We start from the raw sequence: 13724 nt of genomic DNA on the forward strand, positions 1-13724 counted from the left end.
AAGCAGTAAAAGGGCCACATGTTACGATGCGGCCCTTTCTATTTCTATTAGTGGTTGGTGCTTATTACAACAGGTGTGAAATATCATCTGGATTAACGGATGGCGGCGATTTACGCCAGCCGCGAGTCAGCCACAACAAGTAGATAAAGCCTGCCAATAGCCACAATAAGCCGACTTCAAGCGCCCGTTGCTCAAGGTGAACCCACAGCCACACCGACATGACGAATCCCATCATGGGTAATAGCCCGTACTTAAACATAGCCGCAGTACCGCGGCGTTTCTCATTGATAATAAAATGCTTTATCACACTCAAATTAACAAAGGTGAAGGCACCGAGGGCACCAAAGCTTATCATCGATACCACTAAGTTCAGGTCAAGGAACAGGGCCAGCAGCGAGATGGTGGCAACGAACAAAATGGCCCGCCACGGTGTGTGGAATTTGCGATGCAGATGGAAGAACACTTTGCGTGGTAGTACGCCTTCTCGCCCCATGGCATAGAAAATACGTGACACACTGGTCTGCGCGGTCATTGCGGAGGCATAAACGCCGGTCAAATAAGTGGCCATAAAGAAGTTATACATCCACTTCCCACCGACATGCTCGGAGATAATCAGGCTGGCGGTATCCTGATGCGGGATCAACGATTGCCAGTCGGGATAGGCCAAATGGGCAGCATAGGAAACGGCGATAAAAATAGCACCAGCGCTGATCACCGTAAAGAGTATGGCTCGTGGCAGGGTGCGTTTGGCGTCGTGCGCCTCTTCGGCCATGGTCGCGATGGCATCAAAACCAAGGAAGGCTAAACAGAGCACTGCCGCACCAGAGAGTAACCCCGACAGGTCACCAGCGTTCACCAGCAGTGGCTTCATTAACGCTTCCGGGCTTAAATCGGCCTGACTGAAAGAAAGCGCAATAAATAATACGATAAAGACCATCTGTGCTGCGATCAGCGAGAAATTAACTGAGGTGAGTAAACGCACACCCAGAATATTAAGCAGACTGACACTGATGATAGACGCAATGATAAATACCGGAGCGGGAATAGCCGGAAATGCCTCATGCAAGAAAATGCCTAAAACTAAATAATTAAGGATTGGCAGGAACAGATAATCCAAAATTTGCGCCCAACCCACCAGAAAACCGGTTTTACCGCCAAAACTGCGCTGAACATAGGAATAGGCGGAGCCAGACAGCGGCATGGCGCTGGTCATCCGGCAATAACTGAGGGCGGTAAACAGAATGGTGGCAACAGTCACCAGATAGGCAACGGGCAAATGCCCCTGACTTAATACAGTCACCTGTCCATAGGTAGTGAATACGCCTAAAGGCACCATATAGGCAAGCCCGAAAGCGACCAGCGCGGGGGTTTTAAGCACTCTGCGCAACTGAATATTTTGTGGCATTACCGTATCATCTCCTGGTGATAAAAAGCACCGTTACGCTGCATTTTTATGCAGCTATAGAACATAAAGGAGCGGATTTTGACATAAGGGTCGCTGTAACGCCAATGACTTCCGTCTTAACCTGATGTTGCCATGCTGAAATTTGCGCCAAACAAATGTGTCCCCCGCATCACCGACGCGGGGGAATTGACTAGGCTTGATAAACCACATTACCGCCGATCAGCGTAGATTCCACCTGCGTCTGGTAAATCGCGTTTGGCGACTGCTCAAACAGGTTATTTTTCAGAATGATGATATCGGCGAACTTCCCTGCTTCCAGTGAGCCGATATATTGCTCTTTGGCAATCATATAAGCGGCATCAATAGTGGCAGAACGTAATGTTTCAATCAGCGTCAGGTCACGATCATTATCCAACCGTGGGCCAGCCGGATGACCATCGAGATCCCATGCACGACGGGTCATACCCACTTGCAGGTTGTACCATTCATCCAGTCGGTCAATGGGCCAGTCACTGCCATACGCAATACGTGCGCCAGCATCAAGGAAGCGCGCTGCCGGCTCCATATGCTGGAAACGGGCCTCGCCCAACATCTCACGCTCTTCATCAATTAGCACGCCAGGCAGGCCGGCCCACTGGAAGGAGAGCACCGCTGTTGCCCCCAGTTTGGCAAAGCGATCATATTGATGGGCGGCAACCAGTTCGTTATGTGCTAATCCTGGGCGGATATCTTTGCCCGGCAAAGCAGCGCGCATCTGTTCCACGGCATCCAGCACCATCTCGATGGCCCCATCACCTACGGTATGAGTGTGTGGGTGAAGACCGGCGCGAGCACATTCCAAAATCACGGCATTGACTACTGGCGCGCTAAAATAGAGGTCGCCATAGCGCTCGGTATTTTGCCAGTCAGGTTGGTGTGCTGAACCTTGGTTGGCACGATACGGCTCCAGTAATGCGGCGGTCATAGTCGGGGGTTGCAATACCCCGTCGATAAACAATTTCAAGTGATCGATGGCGAAACCCGGTGCGGGCGTCCATGCGTGGCTTCCCCATTGGCGGGCGAACTCTACCACTTCTTCTACCACGCGCGCGGCGTCCTGCGGGCCTTGCAGGCTTTCAGGGGTCACTTCTTTAGCACCCAGTACCCGTAAGGTTAATGCGTCACGTTCATGCAAGCGGCGGAAAGCCAGCAACTGTTCGGCAAAAACACGAGTATCCATCACGGTAGTGACACCTTGCGCATTAAGTACTTGCTGCACATGGGCTGCAATTTGCACATTTTTTTCCGCAGTGGCGGAGGGGATACTGTCAAAGGCGCGCATGGCGGGCGCATCTTCCAGAATACCGGTCAATTTACCGTTGTTATCGCGAGCAATTTTGCCATCTGGCGGTACTGGTGTGTGTTCATCGATGCCCAGCAATTCCAGCGCGCGGCTGTTGGCTGCCAGCGTGTGGCAATCATTGGAGAATAATGCAATGGGGCGGCGGGTATTGAGCGAATCCAAGGCTTTTCGGCTCATATCAGCGCCGGTTGGTGTCATCGCCTGACGCTGCCAGGCGCGCACGGTCAGCCAGTCATTTTCACCGTTAAAAGGATCGCTATCGAGGTGCTGCTGGATAATATCCAGTGTCTGTTCAACACTTAGTGCAGCATAATTGAGGTTACAACCAATCAGTTGTTTCCCGCCCCAAAACGGGTGCATATGGCTGTCAATCAGGCCAGGCATCATAAACTTACCCGCCAGATCGATAAGTTGAGTATGCGCGCTAGCGAATTGCTGTTTGATCTCCTCACCGCCCGTGGCCAGAATATAGCCCTGGCCTATGGCGATGGCACTGCAAACCGTGTTATCAGCATCTGCCGTATAAATTGTGCCGTTGTAATAAATACTGTCGGCGACAGGAGTCTGTTTAGTCATGTTATGTACTTTATAATATGCCCCTTGTTCCTTGACGCGCTGTTAGCTGCTTCTAACAGATTTATCACCCGAATCAATAACCTATATCAGTTCATCGGGGATCATTCCTGCGCTGCTTTGCTGCCACGCCAATGACGTTGGGGATTTGAGGAATCAGATAATCATTATAGCTTGTCCTATCAGGGAAAACTCTCCGAGTTAAGTACCCGCCAAGGTGAAAATCTATTAAGGTTTTTTCAGTAACTCGCTTTTCATCATCGCGGCCAGATGGCGCAAGATTTCCGCTTCTGAAAAACCTAACTCTGTAAACTGAGTCAGGCCATCCAGACCGCACACCAGCCCGATCAGCCGCCAGGCAACATCACTGGCATTGATATCTGAGCGGAATTCATCGCTGGTGATGCCGGTATGGATCACCGCCACGGTCGCCGAGTGCCAGTCTGACATCGAAGCCGCATAGGCTTCCTTAATGAGTTCATCCCGCTCGGCCAGTATTGAAATTTCATTCCACAGCCGGGTTTCTCTTTGGCAGGCTTCATCTTGTGGATAGCCCAAAACTTGCTGTATCCGTTCAACGGCAGGTAAGTGCTGACTGTTTAGCGCAAAAGCAGATAACGACTGTTTAACTAAGAGTAGAAATGCGTCTGCTCGTAGTCGTGAAACTGAGGTGAAATGGTGATGAACTTGCCCAACAGCCACCCCCGCTTCGCTGGCAACTCGGCGTACAGTGGTTGCCGCCATCCCTTCACTTATCGCGATACGCATCGCCGCCTGCAAAAGGGTGTCGTGGCGTTCTTCACGGTTCAAATAGGCCAAAGTGACTCCTTATCTGACGCATTAGTGTTTCAGCCATTATGTGATGAATTGGACGCCAGTTCAACTTTCCGCTATCATTGATATATTGAACAAGTGTTCAACATTAATCTATGCCTTATTTGAGCGTTTTGTATGTCTAAAAAGTGGATGATTTTCTACGTTATTATTCTGATGTATCTTCCTGTTTCTATTGATGCAACGGTACTGCATGTGGCCGCCCCTCGGCTGGGTATTGCGCTGTCAGCCACGGGCAGTGAATTGCTGTGGATTATTGATATTTACTCACTGGTCATGGCTTGTTTGCTGCTGCCCATGGGGGCGCTGGGGGATCGCATCGGTTTCAAACGGCTGGCGCTATTGGGGTCGGTACTGTTCGGATTCGCCTCACTGGCAGCGGCTCTTGCGCCATCGGTTGCCGCGCTTATTGCGGCGCGCGCTTTTTTGGCGATCGGTGCTGCAATGATCCTGCCGGCAACTTTGTCGGCCGTGCGCCATATCTTTACCGATGAACGAGAAAGAGCATTGGCGCTGGGGATATGGGTTGCCATTGGAACGACGGGGGCCGCGATGGGGCCACTGGTCGGTGGATTATTGATGGAATATTTCTACTGGGGGTCAGTCTTCCTGATCAATATCCCGATTATTATTGCCGTGGTTATTGCCACGCTGCTGGTCATACCGAGCCTGCCTGTACGGGTGGAGCAATCATGGAAATTGGCACCGGCACTGGTATTGATTACTGCGATCCTATTGTTGGTCTATGCGGCCAAAACCGGGCTACGCGGTGGGGGAGATATGAGGGTAACCTTCCTGGCTGCGTTTACTGGGGGGACGATGCTGTTTGCTTTTGTTCGTCACCAGTTATCAACGACGGCTCCAATGATCGATTTTCGCCTGATAAGCCAGCGGGTGATCGCTGTTGGTATGGCAATGGCCATGACGGCAATGATAACGCTGGTTGGTTTTGAACTCTTGCTGACACAGGAATTGCAGTTTGTGTTAGGTAAAAGCCCACTCGAAGCGGGTATATTTCTGATGCCATTGATGATTGCCAGTGGTGTTAGCGGGCCGATATCCGGTTGGCTGGTGGCTAAACTGGGGTTGCGTACCGTGGCAAGCGCAGGCATTGCATTTAGCTCATTGAGTTTTCTCGGCCTGGCCTTGACCGATTTTGCCTCGCAAGTTTATCTGGCATGGGGATGGATGATAGTGCTGGGGTTCAGTATTGAAGCCTCGTTATTAGCTTCTACCGCGGCGATTATGAGTGCGGCCCCCCCAGAGAAAGCCGGTGCGGCAGGGGCGGTTGAGGGCATGGCTTATGAGTTGGGGGCTGGATTTGGGGTGGCAATATTTGGTTTGATGTTATCGCGGGCTTATACCGCGTCTATTGAGTTACCGGCAGATTTACCCGCTGATCTGGTTACACAGGCCAGTGCTTCTATCAGTGAAACCATTCAGGTGGTCAATAGCCTTGGTGGAGACGAGCGTCTACTGAGCAGCGCCAAACTGGCCTTTTCTGCCTCACATAGTCTGGTATTAGGTACTGCCAGCGTACTGTTAATTCTGCTGGCGGTAGTCGTTTGGTTTACCCTGCCAGAGAGGAAAATACGGCAATTGGGCAAACAGCGTGCCACACCTCACTGATTAGGGTGTGGTTAACACTTCATTAATTAAACAGTCATTACTCTTACTTAACTGTGTGATATACCTATTTAGGGTTTGAAACATTAGAGTTTGGAAGAGGTAAGATCTGAGCAATGACTGAGCAAACGTCCCCCGCACAACTTGATCTTGATAGCGCGGCTCAGCCCCCCAGAGTTTATATTCGGGGGGACTGGGTGTTGGCGCATTACTGCGTTTTGGAGCCGCGCGTTGCGCAATTGCGCGCTAATATGCCCAGTGGGGGGGTATTTGATCTCAACCAACTGGGGGCGTTAGATACCGCCGGTGCAACGTTGTTAGCTCTGCTTCTGGGTGAGGATCGTGTGGCAAATTTACGCGAACTTGCGCCTAAATTGCCAGAAGAACGGAGGATATTACTTGAAACGGTAAGCCATGTATTGCCTGACTTAACCCCTGAGTTGTCTGAAAAACCCGCACGGTTTTGGCTTGAGATGCTGGCTAATACCGGCCGTTCGGTAGATAACTTATGGCAAGATATTAAGTCACTATTGGGCTTTATTGGTCTGGCGCTGGAAACCTTGCTGGGAACACTTTTTCGCCCCTCCCGCTGGCGCATTACCTCATTAATTGCCAATATTCAACAGATTGGCCTCAATGCTGTGCCGATCATTATGTTGCTCACCTTTTTGGTGGGGGCAGTTATCGCCTTTCTCGGTGCAACCGTACTCACTACTTTCGGCGCGGGCATTTTTACCGTCGATTTGGTGGTATTTTCTTTTCTACGTGAATTTGCGGTACTGCTTACCGCGATCCTGATGGCCGGGCGAACAGCCAGTGCTTTTACCGCTGAAATTGGCTTGATGAAAGCCAATGAAGAGATTGATGCTATCCAAACACTGGGCTTGAATCCGGTCGAACTGTTGGTGCTACCGCGCGTCTTGGCACTATTGATCTCTCTGCCGATGCTAACCTTTATTGGCATGGTTTGCGGTATTTTCGGTGGCATGGTGGTGTGTGCCTTAACACTGGATATCTCTCCCACTATGTTTTTGTCGATTATGCAAAACAGTAATGGGTTGCAGCATTTTCTGGTGGGAATAAGTAAAGCCCCTATTTTTGCTTTCCTGATTGCTATTATTGGCTGTCTGGAGGGGTTCAAAGTAACCGGTAGTGCTGAATCAGTCGGGGTTCATACCACCACCAGTGTGGTGCATTCGATCTTTGTGGTGATTTTGCTTGATGCCGTGGCAGCGCTATTTTTCATGGAAATGGGGTGGTGAGCCAAATGACGCAAGATGCAATCATTCAAATTCGCGATCTGGTTAACTGCTTTGGCGTACAGTGCGTGCATCAAGGGTTGAATCTTGATGTTAAGCGCGGCGAAGTTCTTGGCGTGGTTGGTGGCTCGGGTACCGGTAAATCTGTTCTGTTACGCAGTATTGTTGGGCTACGTCGTCCGACTGACGGGAAAATTCATGTTTTTGGCAAGGATTTAATGGCACTGTCAGGTCAATCCCGCTCCATGGTCGAGCGCCGATTCGGCGTATTATTTCAACGAGGCGCACTGTTCAGTTCTCTAACCGTGACCGAGAACGTGGCATTACCATTAATAGAAAACGCCGGATTACCCCGGGCTGAGGCTGAGCGATTGGCTCAGGTTAAACTGGCACTGGCTGGGCTACCGCCGGGCACTGGCAGTAAGTATCCGGCATCTCTGTCGGGTGGTATGGTCAAGCGTGTTGCGCTAGCCCGTGCCTTAGCGCTGGACCCGGATATTCTGTTTCTTGATGAACCGACTGCGGGTCTTGATCCCATTGGTGCGGCGGCGTTTGATAGTTTGATCCGCACCCTGCGGGATGCCCTCAATCTAACGGTATTCTTGGTGACCCATGATCTGGATACGCTGTATACACTGTGTGATCGTGTAGCGGTGCTTTCGCAGAAAAAAGTGCTGGTGGTTGATACTCTGGATAAAGTTGCAGCGACTGATGATGGCTGGATTCAGGCGTATTTTCATGGCCCGCGTGGCCGGGCTGCTTATCAAGCAGCGGCAATTAACAGTGGAGAGAGGTTGTAATATGGAAACCCGTGCTCATCATGTCGTTATTGGGTTATTCACTCTTATTGTGGTGAGTGCCGCGCTGCTGTTTTGCCTATGGCTGACAAATTCCGGTTCTGATCGCCAGTTCAGATTGTACGATATCGTTTTCAATGAGCCTGTGAGTGGCCTGTCACAGGGTAGCACCGTTCAGTACAGCGGGATTCGAGTCGGTGAGGTGACGCAATTACGCCTGGACCGAGACAATCCGAGTAAGGTTTGGGCACGTATCCGCGTTTCTGCATCTACTCCGATACGCGAAGATACCCAAGCTCGTCTCACCGTCGCGGGTATTACCGGCACCTCAAATATTCAATTCAGCAGTGGCAGCCAGACCAGCCCGTTGCTGGAGGGCAAAGATGACGAGGTTCCTATTATTATTGCTACCCCTTCGCCGATGAGCCAGTTACTGGCTAACGGTGAGAATTTCATGACCAATGCGAATGAAGTGTTGGTGCGCTTGAACCAGTTGCTGGCACCGGATAACCAGCAGCGCCTGGTAACGACACTGGATAATCTCGCGCTAGTCACCCAAACCGTGGCTGATCAACGTGGTGATCTCCGTACCTTGTTGCAGCAGTTGGCGCAGGCCAGTAAACAGGCTAATGAGACACTGACTCAAACTAATCGCCTGCTGCGTAATGCTAACGGCTTAATGGATGGGCAGGGGAAACAACTGGTCAGTGATGCCGCCAAGACCATGGCATCGTTGCAAAATACCAGTGCCATCCTCGATAAATTAGTGAGTGAAAATAAAACCTCACTCAATAACGGGATGCGGGGGATGAATGAGCTGGGGCCGGCAGTAGATGAGCTGCGCAGAACATTAGCGACATTACGTGCCGCCGTTTCTCGTTTGGAAGAAAACCCAGCGGCCTTGTTGCGCGGCCGTGAAAGAACACAGGAGTTTACGCCTTAATGCTCTCTTTTAATCTAATGCGCTATGCAGGCCGCCGCGTGTGGCTATTGATGATATCCGGGGGGGCGATACTGCTCTCTGCCTGCACCATTTTACCCTCGGCCCCCGTATCACAAGTTTATCTTCTGCCGGTGCCACCAGCAGTGAGTGCGCCACACGCGCAGACAGTAAACTGGTCATTACGGGTTTCACAACCGGCGACGAACCAGTTTCTTAATAGCTCACGCATAGCGGTGCAGCCTCAAGGCCAGGAGATTGCGGTTTATAAAAACTCCCGTTGGAGTGATTCAGCGCCGATTTTGGTGCGCAATCGTCTTATTCAGGCGTTCCGTAGCGATGGACGGATCCGTGCAGTCAGTAGCGACGATGATAGCTTGCAGGCTGATGTGGAGTTGAGTGGTGATTTGTCAGCGTTCCAAGGGGTATACCATGTTGGTAGCAGCGAAGTGCTGATCCGCTTTGATGCTCGGCTGGTAAGAATTTCAGACCGTAGGATTATTGCAACTCGCCAGTTTGAAATTCGCCAACCGATAAAAGGTAACGAGATGAACGAGGTGGTTCAGGCCTTTGGCCTGGCCAGTGACCAGTTAGCCACTCAAGTGCTCAACTGGACGATGCAGCAGTCCCCTGCGCAGGGTTGATATCTAAACCAGCACCGGCTGATTTTATCTGAGGCGAGTTGGCAGTAGCTAACTCGCCTTTTTTATCGTCTAGTTTAATGATTCAAGGCGAATAATTGCGTCCAAGGGGAAAATATTCTCTTTATTGTTTTGTGATTAGTATCTCATTGAGTGGGTGGTAAATGGTGTTTGAGTTATCTATTGCATTGTTTTTAATGGTTTTTTATTTAAATTGTTCTGTGTTTATCTTTTTTGTTAAAGAGAAAAATATTCTCCAGGTATTAAAAACAACAAGAAAATAGGAAAAGTATTTCTCCCCGTAAAACCATAAGATAAAAATAATCCAAATCACTGATTAATTACTTCAAATGCAAAAAATAACACATCAACAATTACTCGATTGGTTGAAAAAGGAAGTGAAACTTTCATTAGGTTGTACTGAACCTATTGCTATTGCGTATGCTGCCGCAGTGGCTGCTAAATATCTCAACGCACCGATATTAAAAATAACGGGGAATATATCGGAGAATCTGTATAAAAATGCGATGGGCGTCACTATTCCGGGAACAAGCTATTGCGGAGTCACTCTTGCAGCGGCAATAGGGGCTATTGGTGGTAACGCGGATGCCGATTTAGAGGTATTAAAAGGTATTACTGCGACACAAATTACCGAAGCCTATATATTCAATCAATCAGGTAACGTGTGTCTAAACGCAGTAGATGCTACGGACTTTATTTTTATCGATATTACGCTATATAGTCTTAGTGATCAGTGCCGGGTTGTGATTCAAGGCAGCCATACTAATGTCACTGAAGTTTATATTAATAATATAAAGCAAATATTAGTCCGAGACTTAATTACCACCAATGACAGTGGTGTACTACCCGAATTTTCCCTTAACGATGCATTTAAATTTGTAACCGATGTCGCCGCTAAAGACATCATGTTTATGCTGAAAAGTGCTGAGATTAATACCGCGCTTTCTGACGAGGGGCAAAGGAAGAACTATGGTTTGAACGTGAGTGGCGCGTTGTCGCAAGCCAGAAAAAATGGCTTTATTAGCACTGACTTACTGAGTCAAATGTTGATCAACACCACTGCGGCATCAGATGCCCGTATGGGCGGCGCACCCTTACCCGCGATGTCAAATTATGGCTCTGGTAATCAGGGGATTACCGTGACAATGCCGGTAGTGACACTTGCCCGACATCTTAATACCAATGATGAAACACTGGCCCGGGCATTAGCGTTGGCCCATCTAGCCGCAATCTCAATTCATATGCGTTATACCCGATTGTCTGCATTGTGTGCGGCGTCAACGGCAGCAATGGGGGCGGCGGCAGGTATGAGTTGGTTATTGACCCAAGATTTTCAAACTATCTCCTACGCGGTCAGTAATATGATCAGTGATATTAGTGGCATTATTTGCGATGGTGCATCAAATAGTTGTGCCATGAAAGTGTCTACCGCTACCGCCTGTGCATTTAAGTCGGTGTTGATGGCGCAACAAAATAGTGTTGCAGGGGAGCGCGATGGCATTGTTTCCTGCGATGTTGAAGGTTCTATCAATAATTTATGTAAATTAGTGTTATCGCCAATGAGGCAAACAGATAAAGAAATTATCAGTATAATGACACGTAAATAAATATTACGGTTTAACCGCGTGGCCTAACATCATTATTAATAATGATCGGCGGGCTATCGTTAAAATTTAAAGGGACAAATAATGAGCAAGTCAAAATCGATCGCGACTCTGGTTATCCATGCCGGAGATCAAGTTGACCGAGGCAATAATGCTATTTTTCCACCGATTACTACCGCCAGTTCCTTCATTCAGCCAAATTTAGGCGAAGAAGGGGAGTTTTGTTATTCCCGTTGCAGTAACCCGACAAGATATGCATATGAAACCGCCTTGGCTGAGTTGGAAGGTGGTATCTATGCTACGGCAACCGCTTCCGGTATGGCAGCAACTGCACTTATATTGGAGTTGCTACCTAAGGATTCCCATGTATTAGTAATGAAAGGGGTCTATGGCGGTACTTATCGGTTGTTTGAACGTCTGCGTAAACAAACTTCAGGTACGACATTCAGTTATGTCGATCTTAATGATTTGGCGTCAGTAGAGCACCATATTCAAGAGAATACAGGTTTAATCTGGATCGAAACGCCCACTAACCCACTGTTGGAATTAGTTGATATTGAAGCAGTATGCCAGGTTGCCAAAAGCAGGGGCATAATGAGCTGCGTAGATAATACCTTTGCCAGTGCCTGGAACCAAAGGCCACTCACCTTAGGTGCTGATATCGTTATGCTCTCTACCAGTAAATATATTGGTGGGCATTCAGATTTAATTGGCGGTGCAGTTATTACCAATGTACAGGATATTGCAGATCAATTGGATTTCTGTAAAACCACCGTTGGGGCTATTGCCTCGCCGTTTGATGCCTATTTGGCATTACGCGGTATGAAAACACTCGATGTCCGTATGGAACGTCAATGCAGTAACGCTTTAAAAATTGCTCAGTTTTTAGAGCAACATCCTAAGGTGCTGGATGCGCATTACCCAGGTCTGGAATCTCATCCTCAATATCAATTATGTAAAAAACAGATGCGTTCTGGCGGAGCGGTAGTCAGTATCCGGTTAAAAGGCGATATAACAGCGGTGAAAACCTTTATTGCCAAATTAAGTTATTTTGTTTTAGCCGAATCACTGGGGGGCGTTGAAAGTATGGTTAACCATTCTGCTTCAATGTCGCATGGCTCAATGTCTCAAGAAGAGAGGGAAAATATAGGCATATACGATACAACACTACGGCTCTCAATCGGTATCGAAGATATTAATGATTTAATAGCAGACGCAGAGCAAGCCCTTTCCTTTATACAATAATTAATAGGGTAGTCATATGCATGATTATGGCGTGTGGACAATTATAACTCCACTGGTAACTATTTGTTTGGCAATTTTTACTCGGCAGGTAATATTATCGTTATTAATGGGGATAGTTGTTGGATTTACGGTTATTAATGATCACAATCTACTTCAGGGGGTCAGTGGCACTTTAAATGGAATTATTGATACGTTCTCTTCTCCTGGGAATACTCGTACCGTTATTTTTATGGTGATGATTGGCGGGATCATGCGCTTAATTGTCGTGACCGGGGGCGTCCGAAGTTTAGTTCGCGCCTTAACAGAAAAAACCCAGTTTGTTACCAATAAAAAAGCAGTGCAGTTGTTGGCGATGGTGATTACGTCAATTATTTTTATTGAAAGTTCGATCAACCAGCTTATTGCCGGCGCATCGACCAAAGATCTGGCAAAAAGATACGGTCTATCACCAGAGAAAATGTCTTATATTGTCCAAACCTCGTGCGTATCAGTCTGTTCTTCAGCAATGATTAATGGTTGGGGGGCGGCAATGATGGGGGTTATCGGTGTCCAGATCGCCAAAGGGTACATCGATGGACAGCCTTTTGAGATTCTGGCCAGATCGATGGTATGGAATCTGATGGCATGGTTCTCGTTGGCGTCAGTGCTGTTCTATATTTTCTCTGGGGCATCTTGGGGGCCGATGAGAAAAGCTGAGGTGAATTTCACCAGCAAGCAGGATCTGCACGTTGAGAAAGAACCCGATGAAGTCATTGATCATCCGGCGTGTAATTCATTGCTTAACTTCCTCATCCCTATCTTATCGACAGTTATTGCGGTTCCGGTTGCCCTTTATGTTACAGGGGACGGTGATTTCACTAAAGGCAGCGGCTCTATGTCGGTATATAGCGCCGTGATGTTTGGGACAACAGTTTCTTTTGTTTGGTTCTGTGGGCGGCGGATCCTGAATATAGAATCCTTCTTTAAAGAGTTGTATATCGGTTACGCCAGCATGGTGAAAATCAGCTCAATTATGGTATTGGCATTTTTGATGGGGAATGTCTCTGCTGATCTGAATACCGGGCAATATATTGCCACTATAACGTCCGGTGTTATTTCTCCTGGATTCTCAATTGGCTTTATTTTTATTATCAGTGCCATTATGTCACTAGCAACGGGGACGTCATGGGGCACATTTGCCATTATGATCCCCATTGGTGTTCAGCTTGGGGTCTCTCTGGGGATGCCAGTGGAATATATGATTGGTGCGGCCATTGCGGGTTCTATTTTTGGCGACATGACATCCCCTATCTCTGGTGATGCTATCGTGGCCTCTATGGCAACGGATTGCGACCATATTGAGCATATTCGAACACAAATGCCTTATGCTATCGCCACAGCAAGTATTGTTTTGGCAATCTATCTCTATCTCGGGTTTACGGTATAACCTGATGGCTT

At 48.4% G+C, this 13724-nt stretch carries 11 protein-coding genes; 8 read left to right on the top strand and 3 right to left on the bottom strand.

All coding sequences use genetic code 11. From position 1 onward, the window contains the following. Positions 1-64: 64 nt before the first annotated feature. The 3 genes from EL015_RS06545 to EL015_RS06555 form a co-directional block, all read right to left on the bottom strand. Positions 65-1405: an APC family permease gene (locus tag EL015_RS06545; protein WP_005183616.1), complete on the bottom strand. Its 1341-nt coding sequence runs from the start codon at positions 1403-1405 to the stop codon at positions 65-67. Positions 1406-1595: 190 nt separating this feature from the next. Next, the gene (locus EL015_RS06550) at positions 1596-3323 is read right to left on the bottom strand and encodes an amidohydrolase (RefSeq protein ID WP_005183613.1); all 1728 of its coding nucleotides are present in this window, start codon (positions 3321-3323) and stop codon (positions 1596-1598) included. A 225-nt stretch (positions 3324-3548) separates the two neighbouring features. Beyond that, positions 3549-4139, bottom strand: a complete 591-nt coding sequence (locus tag EL015_RS06555) for a TetR family transcriptional regulator (protein ID WP_005183598.1) — start codon at positions 4137-4139, stop codon at positions 3549-3551. 132 nt (positions 4140-4271) lie between these two features. On the opposite strand from EL015_RS06555, the gene EL015_RS06560 reads away from it, so the two are divergent. The 8 genes from EL015_RS06560 (at position 4272) to EL015_RS06595 (ending at position 13713) form a co-directional block, all read left to right on the top strand. After that, positions 4272-5783 (top strand): SmvA family efflux MFS transporter, encoded by a 1512-nt coding sequence (locus EL015_RS06560; RefSeq protein ID WP_072103905.1) that lies wholly within the window; start codon positions 4272-4274, stop codon positions 5781-5783. Positions 5784-5896: 113 nt separating this feature from the next. Continuing rightward, the gene (locus EL015_RS06565; RefSeq protein WP_005183590.1) at positions 5897-7042 is read left to right on the top strand and encodes an MlaE family ABC transporter permease; all 1146 of its coding nucleotides are present in this window, start codon (positions 5897-5899) and stop codon (positions 7040-7042) included. A gap of 5 nt (positions 7043-7047) precedes the next feature. After that, a complete protein-coding gene (locus tag EL015_RS06570; protein WP_005183587.1) occupies positions 7048-7839 on the top strand; it encodes an ABC transporter ATP-binding protein in 792 nt (263 codons plus the stop codon). A gap of 1 nt (position 7840) precedes the next feature. Then, positions 7841-8779 carry an MlaD family protein gene (locus EL015_RS06575; protein ID WP_005183584.1) on the top strand — a complete coding sequence of 313 codons (939 nt, stop codon included), beginning with the start codon at positions 7841-7843 and terminating at the stop codon, positions 8777-8779. Between the two features lie 17 nt (positions 8780-8796). Beyond that, a complete protein-coding gene (locus EL015_RS06580; RefSeq protein WP_005183581.1) occupies positions 8797-9420 on the top strand; it encodes an ABC-type transport auxiliary lipoprotein family protein in 624 nt (207 codons plus the stop codon). Between the two features lie 347 nt (positions 9421-9767). Beyond that, the gene (locus tag EL015_RS06585; RefSeq protein WP_005183576.1) at positions 9768-11045 is read left to right on the top strand and encodes an L-cysteine desulfidase family protein; all 1278 of its coding nucleotides are present in this window, start codon (positions 9768-9770) and stop codon (positions 11043-11045) included. 81 nt (positions 11046-11126) lie between these two features. Then, positions 11127-12287 carry a trans-sulfuration enzyme family protein gene (locus EL015_RS06590; protein ID WP_005183575.1) on the top strand — a complete coding sequence of 387 codons (1161 nt, stop codon included), beginning with the start codon at positions 11127-11129 and terminating at the stop codon, positions 12285-12287. A 16-nt stretch (positions 12288-12303) separates the two neighbouring features. After that, entirely contained in the window at positions 12304-13713 is a 1410-nt protein-coding gene (locus EL015_RS06595) for a Na+/H+ antiporter NhaC family protein (protein WP_005183574.1), read from the top strand. The last annotated feature ends 11 nt before the right edge of the window (positions 13714-13724 follow it).

The sequence above is a fragment of the Yersinia intermedia genome (assembly GCF_900635455.1).
GTDB classification, from domain to species: Bacteria; Pseudomonadota; Gammaproteobacteria; order Enterobacterales; family Enterobacteriaceae; genus Yersinia; species Yersinia intermedia.

What these genes read in the sequence shown, in the direction of transcription:
- EL015_RS06545 (WP_005183616.1), bottom strand. Translation starts at nt 1,405, where the DNA reads ATGCCACAAAATATTCAGTTGCGCAGAGTGCTTAAAACCCCCGCGCTG.
- EL015_RS06550 (WP_005183613.1), bottom strand. Translation starts at nt 3,323, where the DNA reads ATGACTAAACAGACTCCTGTCGCCGACAGTATTTATTACAACGGCACA.
- EL015_RS06560 (WP_072103905.1), top strand. Translation starts at nt 4,272, where the DNA reads ATGTCTAAAAAGTGGATGATTTTCTACGTTATTATTCTGATGTATCTT.
- EL015_RS06565 (WP_005183590.1), top strand. Translation starts at nt 5,897, where the DNA reads ATGACTGAGCAAACGTCCCCCGCACAACTTGATCTTGATAGCGCGGCT.
- EL015_RS06570 (WP_005183587.1), top strand. Translation starts at nt 7,048, where the DNA reads ATGACGCAAGATGCAATCATTCAAATTCGCGATCTGGTTAACTGCTTT.
- EL015_RS06575 (WP_005183584.1), top strand. Translation starts at nt 7,841, where the DNA reads ATGGAAACCCGTGCTCATCATGTCGTTATTGGGTTATTCACTCTTATT.
- EL015_RS06580 (WP_005183581.1), top strand. Translation starts at nt 8,797, where the DNA reads ATGCGCTATGCAGGCCGCCGCGTGTGGCTATTGATGATATCCGGGGGG.
- EL015_RS06585 (WP_005183576.1), top strand. Translation starts at nt 9,768, where the DNA reads ATGCAAAAAATAACACATCAACAATTACTCGATTGGTTGAAAAAGGAA.
- EL015_RS06590 (WP_005183575.1), top strand. Translation starts at nt 11,127, where the DNA reads ATGAGCAAGTCAAAATCGATCGCGACTCTGGTTATCCATGCCGGAGAT.
- EL015_RS06595 (WP_005183574.1), top strand. Translation starts at nt 12,304, where the DNA reads ATGCATGATTATGGCGTGTGGACAATTATAACTCCACTGGTAACTATT.